The 21,434-nt window shown below is 67.9% G+C and carries 20 protein-coding genes; 10 read left to right on the plus strand and 10 right to left on the minus strand.

From position 1 onward, the window contains the following. Positions 1-50: 50 nt before the first annotated feature. On the minus strand, positions 51-587 hold the full coding sequence (locus DEIPR_RS02880) for a hypothetical protein (protein WP_148231762.1): 537 nt from the start codon (positions 585-587) through the stop codon (positions 51-53). A 131-nt stretch (positions 588-718) separates the two neighbouring features. Between DEIPR_RS02880 and DEIPR_RS02885 the strand changes: the two genes are divergently transcribed. After that, positions 719-2,971, plus strand: coding sequence for an esterase-like activity of phytase family protein (locus DEIPR_RS02885; protein WP_148231763.1), 2,253 nt, complete (start codon positions 719-721; stop codon positions 2,969-2,971). Between the two features lie 146 nt (positions 2,972-3,117). On the opposite strand, the gene DEIPR_RS02890 is transcribed toward DEIPR_RS02885, so the two are convergent. Both DEIPR_RS02890 and DEIPR_RS02895 read right to left on the minus strand, forming a co-directional pair. Next, on the minus strand, positions 3,118-3,306 hold the full coding sequence (locus DEIPR_RS02890) for a DUF2256 domain-containing protein (RefSeq protein WP_013614334.1): 189 nt from the start codon (positions 3,304-3,306) through the stop codon (positions 3,118-3,120). Positions 3,307-3,367: 61 nt separating this feature from the next. Further along, on the minus strand, positions 3,368-4,951 hold the full coding sequence (locus DEIPR_RS02895) for a 2-isopropylmalate synthase (protein WP_013614335.1): 1,584 nt from the start codon (positions 4,949-4,951) through the stop codon (positions 3,368-3,370). 419 nt (positions 4,952-5,370) lie between these two features. Between DEIPR_RS02895 and DEIPR_RS02900 the strand changes: the two genes are divergently transcribed. From DEIPR_RS02900 to leuB, 3 genes are read left to right on the plus strand one after another with little or no spacing between them, the layout of a single operon-like run. Beyond that, complete coding sequence (locus tag DEIPR_RS02900; RefSeq protein ID WP_013614336.1) at positions 5,371-6,654, plus strand: 3-isopropylmalate dehydratase large subunit; 1,284 nt, start codon at positions 5,371-5,373, stop codon at positions 6,652-6,654. Positions 6,655-6,690: 36 nt separating this feature from the next. Next, complete coding sequence (locus DEIPR_RS02905) at positions 6,691-7,431, plus strand: 3-isopropylmalate dehydratase small subunit (RefSeq protein ID WP_013614337.1); 741 nt, start codon at positions 6,691-6,693, stop codon at positions 7,429-7,431. Then, positions 7,424-8,458: a 3-isopropylmalate dehydrogenase gene (gene leuB, locus DEIPR_RS02910; protein ID WP_013614338.1), complete on the plus strand. Its 1,035-nt coding sequence runs from the start codon at positions 7,424-7,426 to the stop codon at positions 8,456-8,458. Before DEIPR_RS02905 ends, leuB begins: the two co-directional genes overlap by 8 nt. 6 nt (positions 8,459-8,464) lie before the next feature. Here leuB and DEIPR_RS02915 read toward each other — a convergent pair whose 3' ends face one another. After that, positions 8,465-9,655, minus strand: coding sequence for an MFS transporter (locus tag DEIPR_RS02915; protein ID WP_083801529.1), 1,191 nt, complete (start codon positions 9,653-9,655; stop codon positions 8,465-8,467). A 31-nt stretch (positions 9,656-9,686) separates the two neighbouring features. Between DEIPR_RS02915 and DEIPR_RS02920 the strand changes: the two genes are divergently transcribed. Beyond that, positions 9,687-10,349, plus strand: coding sequence for a hypothetical protein (locus DEIPR_RS02920; protein WP_013614340.1), 663 nt, complete (start codon positions 9,687-9,689; stop codon positions 10,347-10,349). Here the strand turns inward: DEIPR_RS02920 and DEIPR_RS02925 are convergent. After that, positions 10,301-11,272, minus strand: a complete 972-nt coding sequence (locus DEIPR_RS02925) for a ketopantoate reductase family protein (RefSeq protein WP_013614341.1) — start codon at positions 11,270-11,272, stop codon at positions 10,301-10,303. The genes DEIPR_RS02920 and DEIPR_RS02925 overlap by 49 nt on opposite strands. A 231-nt stretch (positions 11,273-11,503) precedes the next feature. Between DEIPR_RS02925 and DEIPR_RS02930 the strand changes: the two genes are divergently transcribed. Next, on the plus strand, positions 11,504-12,127 hold the full coding sequence (locus DEIPR_RS02930; RefSeq protein WP_013614342.1) for a GNAT family N-acetyltransferase: 624 nt from the start codon (positions 11,504-11,506) through the stop codon (positions 12,125-12,127). A gap of 99 nt (positions 12,128-12,226) precedes the next feature. On the opposite strand, the gene DEIPR_RS02935 is transcribed toward DEIPR_RS02930, so the two are convergent. After that, on the minus strand, positions 12,227-13,249 hold the full coding sequence (locus tag DEIPR_RS02935; protein ID WP_013614343.1) for an LLM class flavin-dependent oxidoreductase: 1,023 nt from the start codon (positions 13,247-13,249) through the stop codon (positions 12,227-12,229). 170 nt (positions 13,250-13,419) lie between these two features. Between DEIPR_RS02935 and DEIPR_RS14365 the strand changes: the two genes are divergently transcribed. The 4 genes from DEIPR_RS14365 to DEIPR_RS02955 all read left to right on the plus strand — a co-directional run bounded on the left by DEIPR_RS14365 (position 13,420) and on the right by DEIPR_RS02955 (position 16,498). Then, positions 13,420-14,988 carry a choice-of-anchor I family protein gene (locus DEIPR_RS14365; protein WP_013614344.1) on the plus strand — a complete coding sequence of 523 codons (1,569 nt, stop codon included), beginning with the start codon at positions 13,420-13,422 and terminating at the stop codon, positions 14,986-14,988. A gap of 92 nt (positions 14,989-15,080) precedes the next feature. After that, complete coding sequence (locus DEIPR_RS02945; protein ID WP_013614345.1) at positions 15,081-15,917, plus strand: GNAT family N-acetyltransferase; 837 nt, start codon at positions 15,081-15,083, stop codon at positions 15,915-15,917. Positions 15,918-15,969: 52 nt separating this feature from the next. Then, entirely contained in the window at positions 15,970-16,203 is a 234-nt protein-coding gene (locus tag DEIPR_RS02950) for a DUF2905 family protein (RefSeq protein WP_013614346.1), read from the plus strand. 37 nt (positions 16,204-16,240) lie between these two features. Continuing rightward, the gene (locus tag DEIPR_RS02955; RefSeq protein ID WP_013614347.1) at positions 16,241-16,498 is read left to right on the plus strand and encodes a glutaredoxin family protein; all 258 of its coding nucleotides are present in this window, start codon (positions 16,241-16,243) and stop codon (positions 16,496-16,498) included. Positions 16,499-16,627: 129 nt separating this feature from the next. Here DEIPR_RS02955 and DEIPR_RS02960 read toward each other — a convergent pair whose 3' ends face one another. The 4 genes from DEIPR_RS02960 to DEIPR_RS02975 all read right to left on the minus strand — a co-directional run bounded on the left by DEIPR_RS02960 (position 16,628) and on the right by DEIPR_RS02975 (position 21,323). Next, complete coding sequence (locus DEIPR_RS02960) at positions 16,628-17,341, minus strand: hypothetical protein (protein WP_013614348.1); 714 nt, start codon at positions 17,339-17,341, stop codon at positions 16,628-16,630. 111 nt (positions 17,342-17,452) lie between these two features. Continuing rightward, entirely contained in the window at positions 17,453-20,179 is a 2,727-nt protein-coding gene (locus DEIPR_RS02965) for a hypothetical protein (protein WP_049775048.1), read from the minus strand. Continuing rightward, positions 20,176-20,622, minus strand: coding sequence for an ExbD/TolR family protein (locus DEIPR_RS02970; protein ID WP_013614351.1), 447 nt, complete (start codon positions 20,620-20,622; stop codon positions 20,176-20,178). The genes DEIPR_RS02965 and DEIPR_RS02970 overlap by 4 nt, the downstream gene beginning before the upstream one ends. Next, positions 20,619-21,323: a MotA/TolQ/ExbB proton channel family protein gene (locus DEIPR_RS02975; RefSeq protein WP_041221916.1), complete on the minus strand. Its 705-nt coding sequence runs from the start codon at positions 21,321-21,323 to the stop codon at positions 20,619-20,621. Before DEIPR_RS02975 ends, DEIPR_RS02970 begins: the two co-directional genes overlap by 4 nt. Between the last annotated feature and the right edge of the window lie 111 nt (positions 21,324-21,434).

Genomic DNA, 21,434 nt, shown 5'->3' on the forward strand with positions numbered 1-21,434 from the left:
CCTGAAGGCCAGTGGTTCACTGCAGCAGCGCCGCCGTGCGGAAGCGCCGCTCAGTCACCCGGAACATCGCCAGCGATAGATAGGGCCGCCAGGCCTACCAGCCCACCCAGCAGCAGCGGCCCGAGATGCTGACTTGCCAGAACCATGGCGGGCATCAGCAGCACGCTGGGAGCCAGCGCGAGCAAGCGGGCGGGGCTGCCGCCTACCCCTGCGCTGCCGTCGAGGGTGCGCGGGTACAGCAACGCACCGCCCAGCATGACGGCGGCGGACCAGAGCGTCATGCTCAGGGGAAGCGCCGTCAGAATCCAGGCCAGGGTAGGCGAAAGACTCAGGCCGAGGCCCAGCGGCAGCAGGTGGGTCAGGGCTGCCCAGGTCAGCAGCAATGCCAGGCTGCACAGGCCCCAGCACAGGCCCGTGAGCAGCAGCGCCGCCCCCAGGTACGCGCTGAAAATCTGCGCCTTGGCCAGGGGTGTGCTGAGCAGCACTTCCAGCAGGCCGCCGCGCAGGTCCTCACTCACCACACTCGGCGTGATGATGGTCGCCAGCAGGGCGCACAGCAGCGTCAGCAGCACGGGACTGAAGGCCACCATAAATGTATTGACCTGCACCACTTCGCCGCGCTGCGTGACCTGCGCCAGTGTGAGGCAAGTAGGGATATGTCATAGGCTGGAACCTGCCATTGATGCCCTCCTGACAAACTCCCTACATCCTTTCAGACATGAGAAAAATGACCCTGACAGCCCTGCTCGCCCTGAGCGCTTCTGCTTCCGCTGCGGTGACGGGCGGCGGCGTCCCTGCCCCCGCGCCTGCTGCGACTATGAGCCAGCCCACCCTGGTCGGTTACGCCGAACTGCCTGCCGACACCTTTGCCGCTGGCCCCGCCAGTGGAGCCTGGAACGGTGAAGGGGTGCGCGGTGAGGCCCGCTTTTCCCGCCAGCCTGTGCAGGGATTCAGCGGCGTGCAGCGCTTGGCCGGCGGCTCGTTCATGTTCCTGAGCGACAACGGCTTCGGCTCCAAGGCCAACTCGGCGGATTATCTGCTGCGGCTGTACCGCGTGAGCTTCAAGGGGCAGCAGCAGGCCGGCAGCGTGCCGCAGGTGGGAAGCTTCGTGCAACTGCGCGACCCCGACAAGCGCGTCCCTTTCCGCATCGTCAACGAGAACAGCGCCGAGCGCCTGCTGACGGGCGCGGACTTTGACCCCGAAGGCTTCGTGGTGGCCCCCGACGGCACCCTGTGGGTGGGCGACGAATTCGGTCCCTACCTGCTGCACTTCAGCGCGGACGGCGTGCTGCTCGAAGCGCCCATCGCTACGCCCAACCTGGCGGGACTGCCCACCCTGAACGGCGGCAAGCCCGTGGTGGTGGGTCACCGTGGCAGCTCGGGCACCCGCCCTGAGCACACCCTGGCGTCCTACCGCGAAGCGATTGCGGCAGGGGCCGACTTTATCGAGCCTGACCTGGTGGTCACCAAAGACGGCGTGCTGGTGGCCCGCCACGAACCCGTGATTGCGGTGGTGGGCGCGGACGACAAAGTCATTGAAGCCACCGCCGATGTTCACAGCCGCCCTGAGTTCCGTGACCGCCTGACCACCAAGACGCTGGACGGCGTGCAGGTGCGCGGCTACTTCGTGGAAGACTTTACCCTGGCCGAGCTGAAGACCCTGCGGGCCGTAGAGCGCCTGCCCAAGCTGCGCGGCACCGCCTACGACGGTCAGTTCGAGATTCCCACCCTCGCGGAAGTGATTGCGCTGGTGCGTGAAACCGAAGCCAAGACGGGCCGCAAGGTAGGCATTTACCCCGAGACCAAGCACCCCACCTACATGCAGCAGGTGGCGGGCTTCAATACCAGCCAACTCCTGATAGACACGCTGGTGCGGGAAAAATTCACCGACCCCAGCCGCATCTATATCCAGTCGTTCGAGGTGGGCAACCTCAAGGAACTGAACAGCACCATCATGCCGAAAGCGGGCGTGAACATTCCGCTGGTGCAACTGGTGAGCAGCCCTGACGAACCTGCCTATGACCTCAAGGCCGCGGGCGATACACGCACCCCCGCCGACATGCTCTCCGACGCGGGCCTGCGCGAGATTGCCAGCTACGCCGACGCGGTTGGCCCCTACAAGCGCTGGGTGATCGACGACCAGTGCCAGGTGACCGACTTCGTGAGCCGTGCCCACGCCGCTGGTCTGCCGCTGCACCCCTGGACCTTTCGCAACGAACCCACCTACCTGCTGCCCTGCTACGGCGGCGACCCCAAAGCCGAGATGCGTCAGGCGCTGTGGGCCGGGGTAGACGGCTTCTTTACCGATTTCCCCGCCACGGGCGCAGAAGTGGTGCGCGAGTTCACCACCGCCGAAGTGCGCAGCCCGCAGAACCCCGCTTTTGCGAACGGCCAGCCGAACGTGTCCAACTTGCCCTCCAGTGGTGGTTATGAGGGCCTCGCCATCAGCCCCGACGGCAAGACCATTTACGCGCTGCTGGAAAAAACCGTGCAGGGCGACCCGAAAGGCACCCTGCGCCTGCACGCTTTTGACCTGGCGACCCGTCAGTGGTCCCTGGCAGGCCGCCTGGCGCTGGACAGCGACGCCGAAGCGATTGGTGACCTGACCGCCGTGAACGCCACGCAATACCTGGTCATTGAGCGCGACAACAAGCAGGGAGCCGAAGCCCGCGCCAAGCGCATCTACCTGTTGGACCTGGCCCGCAAGAACGCGGATGGCACCTTCCAGAAAACCCTGGTGGCCGACCTGATGAACCTGGCCGACCCGCAGCGCCTCTCGCCCAACAGCGTGAACGGCGTCCTGGGCTTCCCCTTCTTCACCATCGAAAACGTGCTGGTGCTGGATAAGAACACCATCCTGGTCGCCAACGACAACAACTACCCGGCGACGGGCGGGCGCGGCGCAGACGTGAAAGACGACACCGAAGTGCTGTGGATTCGCCTGCCGCAGCCGCTGAATCTGGCCCGCTGAGAGAGGGCCGTGTCAGGGGCAGGCTGCGCGTGGACGTGGCCCGCCCTTTATACGCTGCGCCGCAGACCCGGCGCCCGCCTGGGCCTGGGCCTAAGCGTGCTGCTGGTATTGGGCATGCTGGCTGTGATGGCGCTGTTCCAAATCCCTTAGCTTGGCCGCTGCTGCTCCTGCCTTTTGGCCGCCGCCCGGCAGCGGTCCGAGCAGTAGCGCACGTTGTCCCAGTCGCGCTCCCACTTGCGCCGCCACGAAAACGGCAGCCCGCACACCGGGCATACCTTGCTGTCCCGCTCGGCAGGAGGGCGGGCGGCCTTGCCGTTGACATGCTTTCTGGGCATAGACAGAAGATAGGGCCTGCGGTGTGCATCTTCCCGCAGGCCCTATCTCGGCTGCGAGTGCTTAGGGCGTGCCCACCTGGGCGCTGACTTTTTCTTTGCCCATGCCCGCTTCAATCATGTTGATGACCCGCAGCCAGGCGCGGGCGCTGGCTTCCACGATGTCGGTGGCGACCCCCACCCCGCTGAGGTACTGTTCGCCGTGCCGCACGGTGATGCTCACCTCGCCCAGTGCGTCGTCGCCCTGCGTGACCGACTGAATGCGGTATTTCTCCAGCTCCGGCTGCACGCCTGTGATGTCGCTGATGGCCTGAAAAGCCGCGTCGACCGGGCCGTCGCCGTGGGCGGTGGCGCTGCGGCTGCCCCCAGGCGTGTGCAGGCGCACAAAGGCCACCGGCTCCACGTTCATCCCGGACGTAATCTGGAACGCTTCCAGCTGGTAGGTTTGCGGCACGTCGGTGCGCGAGTCTGCCAGGGCGCGGATGTCCTCGGCGTAAATCTGGCCCTTGCGGTCGGCCAGGTCCTTGAAGCGCCCGAACAGCCCCTGCACCTTTTCCTCGCTCAGGTCGCCGTAGCCCAGGTCGGCCAGCGCCTGGCGGAATGCGGCGCGGCCCGAGTGCTTGCCCATCACCATCACGGCGGCCTCGCGGCCCACCAGCTCGGCGTTCATGATTTCGTAGGTCTCGCGGGCCTTGAGCACGCCGTCTTGGTGGATGCCCGATTCGTGGGCAAAGGCGTTGTCGCCCACCACCGCCTTGTTGGGCTGCACTGGCATTCCGCTCAGGCGGCTGACCAGCCGCGAGGCGCGGTAGAGTTCGCGGGTCTGGACGCCGGTGCTCAGGCCGTACCGGTCTGCGCGGGTGTGAAACGCCATCACGATTTCTTCCAGGCTGGCGTTGCCGGCCCGCTCCCCGATGCCGTTGACCGTGCATTCGATCTGCCGCGCTCCGCCCTCGGCCGCCGCGATGGAGTTGGCGACCGCCATGCCCAGGTCGTCGTGGCAGTGCGCCGAGAGGACGACATGCTCGGGCAGCTCGGCCCGCAGCCGGGAGAACAGGGCGCGGATTTCCTCGGGGGTGGTGTAGCCCACCGTGTCGGGCACGTTGATGGTGGTCGCGCCTGCCTGGGCCGCGGCCCGGAAAATCCGAATCATGAACTCCGTATCCGAGCGGGTGGCGTCCTCGGCGCTGAATTCCACGTCGTCCACGAAAGTGCGGGCATACTGCACCGCCTGCACGGCTTTTTCGACCACCGCTTCGGGCGGCAGCCGCAGCTTCTTTTCCATGTGGATGGGGCTGGTGGCGATAAAGGTGTGGATGCGGGGCCGTGCCGCCGCTTCCACCCCGCGTGCCGCCGCTTCGATGTCGGCGCGGCCGGCGCGGGCCAGGGCGGCAATCACCGGCCCATGGACCTCGCGGGCGATGCGCTGCACCCCGGCGAGGTCGCCCGCACTGGCCACCGGAAACCCGGCTTCGATGATGTCCACACCCAGACGGGCCAGCTGGTGCCCGATTTCCAGCTTCTGGGCGTGGTTCAGCGCCACGCCGGGGCTCTGTTCGCCGTCGCGCAGCGTAGTGTCGAAGATGCGGACGTAGTGGGGGTCGGCCGGGAAACCGGGCTGGGTACTGGCAGCGTTGGAAGAGGTCATGGCTGAGGCTCCTTGGGGTGCAAGAAATTGGCGAACAGAGAACAAAAAAAGGCCCCTCGGAGGAACGGGGGGTGTTCTCCGAGGGGACAGGGGAGGCGCGTCACTGCTGCGCTGCCGAGTTCTCTAGGGAGAACAGCAGCGTAGTAGGCGGGAAGCGGTGTGCGGCATGCGGGCATCCTAAACGAACGTCAGTCTTTTGGCAACCCCTGTGCTTCACTTGCCAAAAGACAGGGGCATGGATATAGTCTCTGCATGCCTAATAGACCCGGAAACCGAACAGTTGTCCCATGCGGCCTACTGCTGCTTTCCGGGTCCTAGTGCTTCTTCGCGCCTGGGCCCCAGCCTGACGTTGCTGGGGCCCTTTTTCATTTCCCTGTTTCTCTGGCCCAGTTTTTCTACCCCGCAAGGAGGCTCCCCACATGGGTATGACCATTGCCGAAAAGATTCTCGCCGCACACGCCGGCAAGGACGCCGTGACCCCCGGAGAACTGCTGGAATGCACCACCGACCTCGTGCTGTGCCACGAAATCACCACCCCCGCTGCCCTGCGGATGCTGGAAGAGCGCGGCATGGACCGCGTGTTCGACCCGGAGAAAATCGTGGCTGTGCCGGACCACTCGGTGCCGGCCATGAACATCAAAGCGGCGCAGATGTACCAGAAGCTGAAAAGCTGGGTACACGAAAAAGGCATCCGGCACTTTTACGATGTCGGGCGCGGCGGTATCGCCCACGTGGTGCTGGAAAACACCGGCCTGCTGAAGCCGGGGCAGACGCTGGTGTCGGGCGACAGCCACACTTGCAACGGCGGCGCACTGGGCGCCTTCGCCACCGGCGTGGGCAGCACCGACCTGGCCGGCGCCATCTACGCGGGCCGGGTGTGGTTCAAGGTGCCCGAAACCATGCTGATTCGCGTGACGGGCGAGGCCGGTCCCGGCGTGACGCCCAAAGACATCGTGCTGGAGGTGATCCGGCAAATCGGGGCGGACGGCGCCAACTACATGGTGATGGAGTGGGTGGGCGACTACATCGACAACCTCGACATGGAAGGCCGCTTTACCCTGACCAACATGGCGATTGAGGCCGGTGGCAAGACCGGCATCGTGGCGGTGGACGGCACCACCCGCGAGTACCTGCGGGTGCGCGGGGTGGAGCCGGGCGAGTACACCGAGTACCGGTCCGACCCCGACGCGCAGTACCGCGTGGTGCTTGACATTGACGCCTCGCAGGTGGAGCCGACCGTGGCCTACCCGCACATTCCCAGCAACGGCCGGGTGGCCGGCAGCGACGCCATTGCGGTGACGCATGCCTACGTGGGCAGCTGCACCAACGGCCGCATCAGCGACCTGCGCGAGGTGGCGCGGATTCTGCGTGGCCGCCGGGTGGCCGACGGCGTGCAGATGACCATCGTGCCCGCCACCCAGGCAGTGTGGAAGCAGGCGGCCGTAGAAGGGCTGATGGAGATTTTCGTGGACGCGGGAGCCACCGTGTCCTACCCCAGCTGCGGCGCCTGCCTGGGCATGCACACCGGCGTGCTGGGGCCGAACGACGTGTGTATCAGCAGTTCCAACCGCAACTTCGTAGGCCGCATGGGCGACCCCACCGCGCAGATTTACCTGGCCAGCCCCGCCACGGTGGCCGCCAGCGCCGTGACCGGCATGATTACCGACCCGCGCACCATGCAGGGCGCAGAAGCCGCCGACTGATACTGCCCGCCGTCCTCTTTTAAGGAGTGTTTCCCCATGACCGACCCCCAGCGTTCCACCCGTCCCGCGCCGGCCCGCGGCACCCAGACGCGGACCCATACCCTCCAGCCGATGACGGCCCGCACGGCCCGCGTGCATGTGTTCGGGCGCGACCACATCAATACCGACGAGATTATTCCCGCCCGTTACCTCACCACCGACCGCGAGGAAGAACTGGCCCCCTACGCCATGCAGGACTACGACCCGCAGTTCGTGCAGCGGGTGGGCCAGGGAGACATCGTGATTGCCGGGGCCGATTTCGGCTGCGGGTCCAGCCGCGAACACGCCGTGTGGGCGCTGCGCGGCGCCGGCGTCAGCGCGGTGCTGGCGCCCAACTTCGCCCGTATCTTTTACCGCAATGCCATCAACAACGGCTTTCCGGCGCTGGAGTGCGCAGGAATAGAGGAGCTGTTCAGCGACGGCGACGAGGCCACGCTGGACCTGGAAGCCGGCACCATCCGCAACGAAACGACCGGCCGGGAGCTGCGGTTCACGCCGCTGCCCGACTTCGCGCTGGCGGTCAAAGCTGCAGGCGGCTGGCTGGAATACATGCGTGACCAGGACGCGGCGGCCCAGGCAGGCAGCGCAGCGTCGTTGCCGGACGGAGGGGGAGAGCAGCCGGGCGGAACGCTGAACACGGCCAGCACCGAGGGCGGCTACGGCCACGCCGGACGGCCGCAAGGTGACGGAGCCAGCTTCGAGACTCCAGCGGGCGCAGCGGAGCCGGGCCGTGGCTAGGGTCGTGGTGCTGCCCGGCGACGGGATCGGCCCTGAGGTGGTGGGCGCGGCGCTGCAGGTGCTGCGTGAGGTGGCTCCGGACGTGACGTTGGAAGAACACCCCATCGGCGGGGCAGCTTTTGAGGCGGCAGGTGACCCCTTTCCGCCGGGCACCCGTGACGCCCTGGCCGGCGCTGACGCCGCGCTGCTGGGTACAGTGGGCGGCGCACCGGACAGCGCCTGGAACCACCTGCCCCGGCCTCAGCGCCCCGAAAGCGGGTTGCTGAGGCTGCGCCAGCACCTGGGCGTGTTCGCCAACCTGCGCCCAGTGCAGGTGATGCCGGGGCTGGAACATCTCAGCCCGCTGCGGCCCGAAATTGCCGCCGGGGTGGACCTGCTCATCGTGCGCGAGCTGCTGGGCGGGGCCTACTTCGACCCGCGCCGTGGGCGGGGTGAGGACGCTGCGTTCAACACCATCGGCTATAGCCGCGCCGAAATCGAGCGCGTGGGCGAGCATGCTTTCCGGGCCGCGCAGGAGCGCCGGGGCGTACTGACCAGCGTGGACAAGGCCAATGTGCTGGAAGTCAGTGAGCTGTGGCGCGACACCGTGACGGCGCAGGCGCAGGCTTACCCCCGCGTGACCCTGAACCACGAGTATGTGGACAGCGTGGCGACCTTGCTGGTCACCCGTCCGCAGCGCTACGACGTGCTGCTGACCGAGAACCTGTTCGGCGACATTCTCAGCGACCTGGCCGCCGTGCTGCCCGGCTCACTGGGGCTGATGCCCTCGGCCAGCCTGGGCGCACGCACGGGCCTGTACGAACCGGTTCACGGCAGCGCGCCCGACATTGCCGGGCAGGGCGTGGCCAATCCGGCCGGCACCATTCTCAGCGCGGCGCTGCTGCTGCGCTACAGCCTGGGCCGGGGCAGCGAGGCCGACCGGGTGGAAGCGGCCGTGCGCACGGCCCTGGCCGCCGTCCCCACCCGCGACCTGGGCGGCACCGCGACCACCGCCGAGCTGACGGCCGCGGTGCTGCGGGCGCTGTAACTGGGCCTACCCTGCCTGCACCGCCCTGGCCAGCGTCCACGCTGCTGCCCCCAGTCCAAGCGCCAGCCCTAGCATCAGCGTGGGTGTGGATAGGGCCGAAGCTGCCAGCGCCGCGCCGAGGGTTAGGCCCAGTGCATTCAGGCCAATGAGTGCACCCATGGTGCGGCCCCGCTCAGCCGTGGGCACCAGTTGCTGCGAGCGGGTGGTGGTGGCCACGCTGACGAGGCCGAGACCCACGCCAAAGCACACGGCCCCCGCCCACCATGCCTCTGCCGCCGCCGATAGCATTGGCAGCAGCCCCAGCGTCACGAGCGCTGCGCCCAGCACGGCAAAGCGGTGCAACTGGGGCACGCTGCGGCCCCGACTGGCCCACGTGATGCCCGCCAAAATACTGCCCGCCACCAGCACTTCGAAGACGACGTAGGCGTGAATGTCGCCGCCAGCGCCACGCAGCGCAAGAGGCGCACGGGCATTCATCACATTTAGCCCAATATTCAGGCCAAAAGAAAACCCAAACGACGCTGTCAGAAAGGTCTGCCCAAAAATGGTCCGCAGGCCGTGCCGCAGGTCGTGCCACAGGCCCAGCACGCTCGCTTTTCCAGCCTCAGCGGCGGCTAGCTTGGGCAGAAAGAAAGCCGCCAGCGGAGCCAATGCCAGCAGCGGCACGGCGCAGAGATACACGCTGGCGGGTGTCAGCAGCCCCAGCAGCACCCCGCCGAGGCCGAGGCCCACCAGCGGCAGGCCCATCATCACTCCGCTGTTGAGGGCATTGGCGCGGGCCAGCAGCTCATCGGGCACCAGGCGCGGCACCAATGCACTTCCAGCCGCAAAAATCAGTGTGTTGAGCAGCGCGTTGGCGGCGGCGAGGGCCAGCAAGCCCCAATACGGCAGCATTCCAGCCAGTGCCAACCCAGCCACCGACAGCACCGCCGCCGCACGTAGGCCGCTCGCCACGCCAATGGCCGCACGGGGCGTGAGGCGGTCAGCCACGCTGCCCAGCAGCGGCGCGGCAAAACGCGGCAGACTTCCAGCCAAGAACACCAGCGCCACCGCCCGCTCGTCGGGGACAGTGCTTAGGCGCAGCGCTAAAAATGGCATAGCAAGGCTGAGCAGCGCGTCGCCTAGCGACATGCCCGCCATGCCCGCAAGGTACGTCCAGAAGCCGCGTGGTAAATGGTTGGAACTGGCCCTCGTCATGCCTTCCAGCGTGTGGGCTACGCTACCGAAAATGCCGCAGACAATTTTGGGTAGCTATACGGGCCAGTGGTTTACGGTGCAGACGCCAGAGCAGGCGCGCTTGCTGAGCGACAGCGCGGCGGTGCAGATGTTGCAGCCATTTCTGGGGCGCAAACTGGGTGCAGCTGAGGCTGCCCGCGAGGCAGGCGTGAGCGTAGAGCGGCTAAGCTACCGCATTCGGCAATTTGTGGCGGCGGGTTTGCTGGAATATATGGGCGAGCAGCCGAGACGCGGGCGGCCCGTGCGACTCTACCAGGCGGCAGGCGGTATATTTTTACCTTTTCAGCACACGCCGTTTGAGGACCTTGAAGCCCAAATTTCGGGCAACCTCCAACCCATTCAGGCTGCCAAAGCCCGCGCATTGGCCCGCGTGCTGACCGAGGTGCATTCTGATGGTCGGGTGCTGTACCGTGACGACACCAGCGGCAAAGTGTACAGTGAGGCCGCGTCTTCTGGGAGCGCTTCTATGCAGCGGAGTAGAGGCAGCAACCGCATTGGCCGGCTTTGGCTGGATGAGACGCAGTGGGCGGAGTTGCAGGCCGCCTACGATGTGCTAAGCGTGCAGGTTCAGGCTTTAGAAACGGGGCCACGTGAGGGCGCGAAGCCTTACTTGTTAGAGCTGACGCTAGTGCCGCTGGAGGAAACCGACGCCTGAACTTCCAGCGCCCGAATCCCTGCGTACAGCCGCTCATTCACCGGTGTAGGCACGCCGTACTCCCGCCCCAGCCGGATGACCGTGCCAGCGAACAGTTCCAGCTCGGTGGGGCGGCCCGCTTCCAAATCCTGCGCCAGCGACGGCTTGGCGGCGGGGTCCAGGCCGTCCATCACCCGCAGCCAGTAGCGGAAGTCGTCTTTGGTCAGGCCGGTGCCTGCGTGGGCTGAGAGCGCCAGCACCTCGCGCATGGCGGCCTTGAAGGTGTCGCGGGCCTCGCCCTCGGCCTGCACGGTGGCGAAGGTGCCCCGGTACAGCGCCACCGTCTGATTCACGCCCACATTCAGCATCCATTTGCCCCACAGGCGGCGCGGCATGTCGTCCACCACCGTATGCGGAAAGTGGGTACGGCGGAAGAGTTCGGCCACCCGCTCCACCCGCTCGGTTTCGGCTTTGTCCTGTGTCATCGCGCCAATCACCAGTTGGCCCCGGTCCCGGTAAATCAGGCGGCGGCCTTCCTTGCGGGCGTCCATCTCCTGCGCCACGGCGTACACCAGGCGCTCAGGCCCGAACCACTCCGCCAGCACGCTCTCGCTGGAAATGCCGTTGAGCGCCGAAACGATAAGTGTGTCTGGCCCCAACTGACTGGCAATCAGCGGGCGCACGGCTTCCAGCTGGTGAAACTTGACGCACACCAGCACCAGGTCGGCGGGCGCGGGGGTGTCCTCGGGCGTGAGGTACGTGAACGGCACCGTTGCCCCGTCCATCTCCACGCCCTCCTGGCGGTAGCGCTCGGCCCGCGCTGCGCCTGCCACCACCCGCACCTGCTCAGGCCCGAGCGCCTGCGCCAGCTGGCCACCGAACAGAATGCCCAGTGCGCCCAGGCCCACGATAGAAACGGTCTGAAGGTCACGTGGCTGGGTCATGCCAGAAACTGTAGCGCGTGGCCGCCCAGAGCCGCACACGGGGCAGAACGCAGGCCAGTTGATGGGCCTGGTGAACAGGCCAGACGCTCTTCTCGCCTGCGGGTGGCAGACCGTGAGCGGCGCAGCGGTGCGCTGCAGCTGGGGAGAAGTGGTTGGCGTCCTTCGCCCCGCACCCCAACCGTGCCGCAGTGCTGGTCACCGGGCCGCCGGGCGGATAGAGTCGGCGCTGTTATGCCGACTGCTGACCAGACCCGTTCCCTGACCTTCGATGTGCTCCAGGATGATTTTGGCCCCGCGCTGGACGAGGTGGCCCGCCTGCGCCTGGAGCTGTTCCGCGAGTTTCCCTACCTGTACGAAGGCACCGCCGAGTCCGAAGCCGAGTACCTGCGGACCTACGCCCTGGCCCCCGGTGCCCTGCTGGTGCTGGCCCGCGACGGTGAGCGGGTGGTGGGCGCCTGCACCGCCGTGCCGCTGGAGCATGAAGTCGAGGAATTGCAGGCCCCGTTCCGCGCCGCCGGGCTGGACCCCGCGCAGGTGCTGTACATCGGTGAGGCCCTGCTGGAGACGGAGTACCAGAGCCGGGGCCTGGGCGGCGAGCTGCTGGACCGCGCCGAGGCTCAGGCGGCAGCCCTGAACCTGCCGCTGATTGCCGCCGCGATGGTGCAGCGCCCGGCCGACCACCCGCTGATGCCGGCCGGCTGGCGCTCGCCGCGCAAGTTCGTGGAGCGGCGCGGCTATGTGATGCGCCCGGAGCTGGACACCACGCTGACCTGGCAGGAGGTGGGCGAGGCGCAGCCCAGCCCCAAGCCGATGCGTTTTTGGGTGCTGGAGCGGGGGCGCGGGAGCGCCGTCTGAGAGTCTGAGGGTCTAAGAGTCGAAAGGTCTAAGGACAGAGAATCTTTGCCCCTAGACCTTTTGACCCTTAGACGAGGAGCCAGCCTCGCTCCTCACCCCTTACCGCCAGCCCAACCCTGGAGCCACGTGCTGCACGAAGCTTTCCAGCACATGGGCACAGTAGTCCACGCCCAGCTGATTGGGCACGGTGAGCAGCAGCGTGTCGGCCTCGGCAACCGCTTCGTCGGCTTTCAGTTGCTCAATCAGGCGGTCGGGTTCGGCGGCGTAGGAGCGGCCAAATACGGCGCGGTAGTTGTCGATGTGGCCGAACTGGTCGTGGTTGTCGTCATGGCCGCCGAAGTAGGCGCGGTCCTGGTCATTCACGATAGGGAAGATGCTGCGGCTGACCGAGGTGCGGCCCGCGTAGCTGTGGCCTGCTTCCGCCCACGCCTGCTTAAACGCGCGAATCTGCTCGGCCTGCTGCACGTGCAGCGACTGGCCGTTCTCGTCCTGCTTGAGGGTTGAAGTCTGCATGTGCATGCCCAGCCCAGCCGCCCACTGCGCGGTGGCGACGCTGCCTGCGCCCCACCAGATGCGCTCGCGCAGGCCTTCCGAGTGCGGCTCGATACGCAGCAGCCCTGGGGGATTGGGGAACATCGGGCGTGGGTTGGGCTGAGCGAAGCCGCGCCCTTCCAGCACGTCCAGAAAGACCTGGGTGTGGCGGCGGGCCATGTCCTGCTCGGTTTCGCCCTCGGCAGGCTGGTAGCCGAAGTAGCGCCAGCCGTCTATCACCTGCTCGGGTGAGCCACGGCTGAGGCCCAGTTGCAGCCGCCCGCCCGCAATCAGGTCGGCTGCGCCGGCGTCTTCGGCCATGTACAGCGGGTTTTCGTAGCGCATGTCAATCACACCCGTGCCGATTTCGATGCGGCCGGTCTTGGCCCCGATGGCCGAGAGCAGCGGGAAAGGCGAGGCCAGTTGCCGCGCAAAGTGGTGGACCCGGAAATAGGCGCCGTCCGCTCCGATTTCTTCGGCGGCCTGCGCCAGGTCGATGGATTGCAGCAGCACGTCGCTGGCCGAGCGGGTCTGCGACTGGGGCGAGGGCGTCCAGTGGCCGAACGAGAGAAAACCGATGTGCTTCTTCATGGCTGCACCCTAGCGCTTTTGGTTTAGAAAGTAAATCGGTTAGTTTTTCACTCCTAACTTTCGTCCAACTTCGTAGGCGGTGTCCTGCGTCCTGCGGCGGCGCTGCGGCTGCGGCGGGACGGCCCCGGCCTGACACCCGCATGAACACCAGGCGGCAGCTTAAGAAAACAATGAAAAAGTTTGCTCTGCTGTCTCTGCCGTTGCTGGTGGCCTCCTGCGGTCTGCTGGGAGGCCCCGAGGAAAAGACCCGTGCCCTGCACACCGAAGCCACGCTGACCCGCTTCGACAGCCAAAAGCTGGAAACCCGCGCAGGCAAGAGTGCCCTGTTTTCCAAAGACGCCGAACCCGAGTACATCACGGTCAGCCCCGACGGCAAGACTGCCTATGTCTCGCTGCAAGAAAGCAACGCGCTGGCCGTGCTGGACATCGCCAGCGGCGAGTTCACGGCGGTGCGTCCGCTGGGCTTCAAGGATTGGAGTAAGTCAGCGCTGGACGCCAGTGACCGCGACGGGGCCGATAAAAAAGGCCGCATCAACATCCAGGCCTGGCCGGTGCTGGGCGCGTACATGCCCGACAGCATCGCCAGCTACAGCGTGAACGGTCAGACCTACATCCTCAGCGCCAACGAGGGCGATGGCCGCGAGTACGAGGGCTTCGGGGACGAGGTGCGCGTCAAAGACCTCAAGCTGGACAGCGCCGCTTTTCCTAACGCCACCGAGCTGCAAAAAGACGCCGCGCTGGGCCGCCTGACCGTGAGCCGGGTAGATGCCGACACCGACGGCGACGGCGACGCGGACCGCCTGGTGACCTTCGGTGGCCGCAGCCTGAGCGTGTGGAAGGCCGCAGGCGGGCTGGTGAGCGACACGGGCGACCTGTTCGAGCGCACGGTGGCCGCGCAGCGCCCGAGCACCTTCAACTCCGAGGGCACTGCTGAGACGTTTGATACCCGCAGCGACAACAAAGGCCCCGAACCCGAAGCGCTGACCGTGGCCCAACTGGGCGGGCGGCACTTCGCCTATGTGGGCCTGGAGCGGACGGGCGGCATCATGGTGCTGGACGTGAGCAACCCCGCGCAGCCTGCACTGGTGCAGTACTTCAACGACATTGACGCGAGCGCTGTAGCCAAGGATGGCGCGGCGGGTGACCTGGCCCCCGAGGGGCTGCTGTTTATTCCCGCGGCCAGCAGCCCCAGCGGTCAGCCGCTGCTGGTCAGCTCCAACGAGGTCAGCGGCAGCGTGAGCCTGTACACCGTGGCAAGCGATGGCCGCCTGACCCGCGCAGGCCGCTATCAGGCCGCGCCGTTCCAGTTCGAGGAAGGCGTGGCCGAAATCAGCGCCTATGACCCGGCCACCAAGCGCCTGTTTACCGTGAACGGTGCGACGGGCGGCCTGGATATGCTGGATATCTCCAACGTGTCTGCGCCGCGCCTGGTGGGGTCGGTGGACCTGAGCCGCTACGGCAGCGGGGCCAACTCGGTGGCGGCTTACGGCGGCGTGGTGGCGGTGGCGGTACAGGCGAAGACCAAGACCGACGCTGGCTCGGTGGTGCTGCTGGATGCCATGGGCAAGGAGCTGGCCCAGCCGGTGCAGGTAGGTGCGCTGCCCGACATGCTCACCTTTACCCCGGACGGCAAGACCATTCTGGTGGCGAACGAGGGCGAGCCGAACGCGGACTACAGCGTGGACCCGGCCGGCAGCGTGAGCATCATTGACGTGAAGCAGGCCCTGGCCCGCCGCTGATAGCGCCTATGAAAGGGGGGGCGGGGACGGCCCGGAAGGCATACGCCATTTGCCGGATGCCGGGGCAGGGGCCGGCCGTTTAGGTTGGGGACATGCAAGAGGCTGCACGTTCCCTGGGCTACCAGACCGATTTGGCGGTGCTGCGGCACCAGGGGGCAGTCATGGCGGCGCGGCAGGGCTACGCCGCCGTCCATACCCCCGGCAATCCCGACTTCTGGTGGGGCAATTTCCTGCTGCTGCCGGGGCTGGACAGTGCCGTGCCGGCCCAGGAGTGGCTGGCCCGTTTCGCTGCCGAATTCCCGTCGGCGCGGCATGCGGCCTTTGGGCTGGACATCACGCAGCCGCCGGAGCTGCAGCGGGTGGCAGAGTTTGCAGCGCTGGGCTTCGCGCTGGAGCGGTCCACCGTGCTGACCGCGCAGCAGACCGCGCCCTGCCGGCCCCTGCCGCCCGGCGGAGAGCTGCGCCCGCTGCATTCCGGCGACGACTGGCATCAGGCGCTGAACCTGCGGCTGGCCCTCAATGCGGCCGGAGGGGAACCGCTCCCCGGTCACCTGCCGTTCGTCCGTGACCGGCTGCGGCTGCTGCGTCAGGCCCAGGAGCGCGGCGAGGGTGCCGCCTGGGGCGCGTTTGTAGGCCGGCAGCTGCGGGCCTCGCTGGGCATCTACCGGGCCGGGCAGTGGAATGGCGAAGTGCTGGCCCGCTATCAGGACGTGGAAACCCACCCGGACTGGCGCTCGCGGGGGCTGGCGGGCGGGCTGGTGCATGCAGCCGGCGAGTGGGCGCAGCGTGAACTGGGCGCACAGACGCTGGTCATCGTGGCCGACCCGGAGCACCACGCGCAGGCCCTGTACCAGCGGCTGGGGTTCAGTGTCCGGGAGGAAGCCTGGGGGCTGGTGCGCCCGCCCGGCCCAGTCTCACCGGGCCGCTGACCTGAGCTTTACGTTCGCCGGCGCCCGGGCCGCGTTCGCCTACTCTGGTCCCATGACCGATGGACCCCGTCTCGTGATGTTCCTGGGTGCGCTGCTGCTGGTGCTGGGGCTGCTGTGGGCTTTTGCCCCCGGCACCCTGAAGGCCCTTTTCGGCTGGTTCGGGCACTTGCCCGGCGATATCAACCACCGCAGCGGCAACACCTTCGTCTTTATTCCCTGGGTCAGCATGCTGGCCCTCAGTCTGGGCCTGTCGCTGCTCAGTGCCCTGCTGAGAATGTTCCGCTGAATACTGGGCCGCGCCCCACTTGCCCTACACTGGCGGTATGTCTCAGCAACCCATCACCATGTACACCACCAGCTGGTGCCCCGACTGCATGATTGCCAAAAAGGCACTGGCCGCCAAGGGCATCCCTTTTACCGAGGTGAACATCGAACACGACGAGAACGCCGCCGAGCGCGTAATGCAGATCAACGGCGGCAAGCGCAGTGTGCCCACGCTGGTCTACGGCGACGTGGCCCATAGTCTCAGCGGCTTCCGCCCGCAGAAGCTGGACGCCTTCTTGGCCGCAGCCGGCCTCTGAAGAACGGTAAGAGGGCCCCCGCCAGTTGTCCAGGCGGGGGCCCTTTTCATTGGGTTGGGCGGTAGCGCGTACCATCTTCTACCCGCTCTGCCGAGGGATTGCCGCGGCCGGTTCAGGCCGCAGGCCGCGTCAGATAAAGCTGCCCAGGTTCAGCGGCACGCTGTAGCCGCATTCGCTGCGCTCGTTCATGAACTGCAGGTTCACCTGTCCGGCAGGGTCAAAGCGCAGGCCGCTCTGGCCTTCGGCGGGGCTGGCGTCGAAGTAGTAGACCACCGTACCGGACCACAGGCCGGCGCTGTCCTGTTTCCAGTCGGCCACGTAGCTCTGGCGGACCGGGTTCACGAAGGTTTCACCGGCCTGCAGGCGCACCCGGTAAGCGCGGCGGGTCTGCTCGCTGGCAGCGCCGCTCACCTTGACGTCTATCCGCAGCAGGTTGTCGGCCATGCGGCCAGCGCGGGCTTCTTCGGTCAGCACGTCGGCGGCTTTCAGGTTCTTCCAGTCCTTGTAGGCTTTGGTGGCCTGCCAGTACACACTGTCGGCCTGCCCGCTGGCGGTCACGCTCTGTATGCGGCTGCCACCGGCAAAGTTGCCCGGTTCGGTCTGCCAGCTGCTCAAGCAGGTGTCGGGGCCGGAGAACTGGGTCACGGCGCCGGGAACCTTGAAGGTGCCGTTCTCCACAGCCAGATTCACCGTCTGAAAAGTGGGTCTGGCGTCCGTCGCCGGGCGCTGGAAGGCTGTGTCAATCACCTGCTGAGCGGTGGCTTCGTCCAGGGAGGGACTCCAGGCCAGGGCAGGCGGCGTGAGCAGGGGCAGGGCAAGCAGAGTAAGCAGAGATTTGCGCATGGGATTCCTCCTGAATGAATGGGGGCTGATTTCCTAGAAATAACAGCCTAGAGATAACAGCCGAAGCTGAACGGAACCTGAAGGGGCGGGCGCTGGAAGCGGGGAAGGGGATTAGTACAGATAGGCCAGCCGGCACTCCGCGCCGATCTGCTGGAACTGCGCTGCCGCCGCCGGCCCCAGCTGCGACGAGCTGAGAATTTCGCGGGCGGTGGCGTCGGGATTGCGGGCCAGCGACGCTGCTTTGATCACGGTGTAGCTGCCGAAAGCCGCCGCGATATCGCCTTCGGAGCGGAAATAGGTCAGCAGGCCTTCATTGGCCAGCTGGCCGTCTACGTTGGCGGCCTGCTGCGGGGTGGGCCACAGCCGCTCGCCGCCAGGGCCGTAGACATAGCTGAACTGGTCGCGCTCGAACCGTCCCAGGCCGCGTACATCCACCACCACCGTGCAGAGTTCGCCGCCGCGCCTGCCGGTCTGGTCCAGCTCGCTGCCGGCCGGGGCGGCGGGGGCTTCGGACGTGGGCGGGGCCGCTGGCAGGGGAGCTGCACCCACCGGGGCGGCGATGCCGGGCAGTTCGCCTGCCGGGGGGGCTGCGGTCTCGGGGCCACGGCCCGCCCCCTCTGTACCCTGGTCGTTGCCTCCGGCGCCTGCCACAGGGGCTTCAGCCTGTCCGGCTCCGCTCGTGTCCTCACCTGCGCTGCCGGCCCCGCTCACGGGAGCCTGCTCGGGGGTGGTCGCTGCGGCCTCTGCTGTGCTGGCAGGGGTTGCGGCTCCTGCGCCGGCTGCCGTGTCCGGGGTTGCGGCCGCGCCAGCTGCAGGGCCTGTGGCGGGGCCAGCTGCACCGGCTGCTGCCGGCACCGGGGCTTCACCGCTGTCACTGCTGCCTGTGTCTGGTGTGCTGCCTGTCCCAGCTGCGCCGGCGACCGGACTTTCTTCGGTCGGGCCACCCTGTGTGCCGGGTGCGTCCTGGCCGGCGGGCCGCTCCGCGCTGGCTTCCTGTGCTGGGCTGGCTTCCTGTGCTGGGCCGGCTGCTTCGCTTGACCCGGCCGCAGGCACAGGAGCTTCCGGGTTCTGGGCCAGGGGAGACTCGCTGGCGCCTCCCTGACCGGCGCTGCCGGCCGGAGCGGCGGCCTCAGCAGTTTCCTCGGGGGAGGTGGCGGCTGGGGCCGGGTCCGTGCGGGCGACTGGGCTGGCGGCTTCGGCTGTTTCGGGTGTAGGAGTCGCTGCATCCTCCACGCCGGAAGACGGCGCAGCGGCGACCGGCGAGCTGCTGGGCTCCTGGGCAGCTGGCGTAGCGGTGCCGGCGGCAGCGGCAGGCACGGCCGGAGCCTCTGCGAGCGTGCCGGGGGCCTGCCCGCTGACCGCAGGGGCCGGCTGCCTTTCCCCGGTAGGCTGAGCTTCCCCGGCCAGCTGGGGCGGCGTGCTCACTGGAACCTCGCTGCGGGCCTCAGCAGGGACCTCGGGAGCAGAGCTGGCGGGCGCATCGGCCGGGCGTGGGGCACTGGCAGCCGGAGCTGTGGCCACCACCTCAGCAGCGCGGGGCGGAGCAGTTGGGGCGGGCGTGCTGCTGGTCACCGGTTCGCCGGCTGCCGGCTCAGTGCTCACCGGTTCGCTAGGTACTGGTTCACTCGTCACTGGTTCAGTGGGCGGCGCTGCGGCCACCACGGTGGCAGGAGGAGAGGCCGGCGTGGCCGGTGCGGGCGCAGCGGCTGCCGTGTCTGCTGGCTGTGAGGCCGGCTCGGCACTGGGTGCCGTGGCTGCGCTGGGTACTGGGGCCGCGCTGGGCGCCGTGATAGGGGTGGGTCCTGCGGCTGGGGTCGGTGCCTGGGCCACCGGCTGGGGCGTCTCGGGGGTGGGAGCGGCAGCCACCGGCTCCGGCGCCGTCTGGGGCGGCACCTCTGGCTCAGATGTCGCTGGCTCGGGCGCTGCCGGTGCCTCTGCTGGTGGCGTCTCTGCTGCTGGCGCCTGGGCTGCCGGTGCCTGGGCTGCCGGTGCCTGGGCCACGACTGGGCCTGCGGCAGGGGCTGGGGCAGGAGCAGGAAGCGGCGTGGCAGGCGCCTGCGCGGCGGGCGTGGGCTGCGCGGCTGGAGCTGGGGCAGTGTCCGGCCGGGGCACAGTGGTTGGCGTCTGCGCCTCCGGTGCCGGGTTGGTTGGCGCCCGGGTTTCCGGCGCCTGGGTGACAGGTATTTGGGGTACAGGTGTCTGGGGTGCCGGGGCGGCCGCCTGTGGAGCGGCTGCCTGTGGAGCGGCTGCCTGTGGAGTGGCGGCGGGAGCCTGCGCCACTGCGGGAGCGGTGGCCTGATTCTGAACTGGCGCTGCAACAACGGGAGCTGGGCTGACAGGAGCCGAGTTGACAGGAGCTGGTGCGGCTGGGGCGGAGCCTGCTGGTCCAGCCGGAGCTGCTGCGGGTGCCGCTGGCTCAGATGCAGTGCTTGCGCCGAAGCTCTCCCGGCGCGGCAGGTCCTGCAGCTGGCGCGCTCTGGCGGCTGTCCCGGCAGGACTACCGTCCGTTGCCGGGGGACTGACCGCCTCGCCTGCCGAGCGGCCTGCACTCCCCGCTGCGCTGCTGCCCTGCGCCGGCTGCCCCGGGGCCAGGGCCACGATTTCCAGCGGGGCATCCTTGGGGTTGCGGACCGTGTTGTCCTGCCCCCCGCCTTCCGCTCCTCCCGGAACCGTGACCGAGGCGGCCGGCGGGACGATCAGGGTGGCGTTCCACAGGTCCGGGGCCACCTGCCGAATCAGCATCAGCCCCAGCAGCAGCCCGCCGTGGACCAGCAGGCTCAGGGCGGCGGCGCGGGCGTCTTCCGTGCGCTGCCTTTCCTGGTGCTTCCAGGTGGTCACGGCCCGCCTCCTGCGGCGTTTCCGGTTCCCGCTGCTTCGGTACTCAGCGCCAGGCGCTCACCGCCGGCTGCCTTGATGGTGTCCATCACCTTCACCACGGTGCCGTAGTTGCCGCTCTGGTCGGCGCGCAGGCCCACCAGCCCGCCCGACGCCTGCACCAGCGGGGGCAGCTGCTGGGCCAGGCCCTCCAGGGTAATAGGCTCGCCGGCCAGGTAAATCTTGCCCGCCGCGTCCACACTCACGACCGGCAGGTCGGGGGTTTCCTGCACGGTCATGCTGGCACGCGGCAGGTCCAGTGGCAGGGCCTGCTTGGCCGCGCCATCTTGCAGCGAACTGGTCAGAAAGAAAAAGATCAGCAGCAGCATCACCACGTCCACCATCGGCGCGAAGTCGAAGGTTACCGGGGTGTCTTCCCGCAGCCGGCGGCGGGCGGGGCGGCTCACCGCACGGCCCCTTCGGCCCCCGTCAGCGGCACGTAGACCGTGTCGGGCTCGGTGTGGGCGGGGCGCGGGGTGGCCGGCACAGGTGCAGGGGTCCGGGTCAGCCAGCTGGGCACTTCCTCGCGCACCCGCTCGGCAGCGGTCGCAATCCGGTCCGCCTGGGCACGCAGGGCGTTGCGGGCCAGATAGGCGAGAATGGCCACCACCAGACCGCCCGCCGTGTTGATCAGCGCTTCGCTGATGCCCTGGCCCAGTTCGGCCGGGGTGGGGTTGGACGCTGCCGAGAACACCAAAAAGGACCGCACCATCCCGATCACCGTGCCCAGCAGTCCCAGCAGCGGCGCAATCTGTGCGGCGGTGCCCAGGGCGTTCAGGCCGGCGTAGATGCGGCTGTCCTCGGCCAGCAGCGCCGAGTTCATGGCGGCCTCGGCGGCCTGCGGTCCGCGTTCGGCCCGCGACAGCCCGGCCCGCATCACGTTGGCGGCCGGCGACCCGTGCCCGGCGTAGTCCAGCTCGGCCAGGGCGGCGGCCGGCCCCGATTCGGCGGTGGTGGCCCGCGCTCGCTCAATCAGGGCAGTGGGGTCCTGCCCCAGCCGGGCCAGTGTCTGCGCCCGCGCGAAGGTCAGAAACAGCACATAGACCGAAAGGGCGACGATGACGTAAAAGACGGGCCCGGCCGCCTGAATCAGCTGCAAGATAGTCACGTCCTACCACTACCACGCCCGGCGGTGGCAAGCGTGAAGCGAAACTGACTGCCGGATGAGAGCCGCCAAATGAAAGCGCAGCTCGTGTGCTGCGCCGTGCCGGCCCTCGCC

The organism is Deinococcus proteolyticus MRP (genome assembly GCF_000190555.1).
Lineage (GTDB): Bacteria > Deinococcota > Deinococci > Deinococcales > Deinococcaceae > Deinococcus > Deinococcus proteolyticus.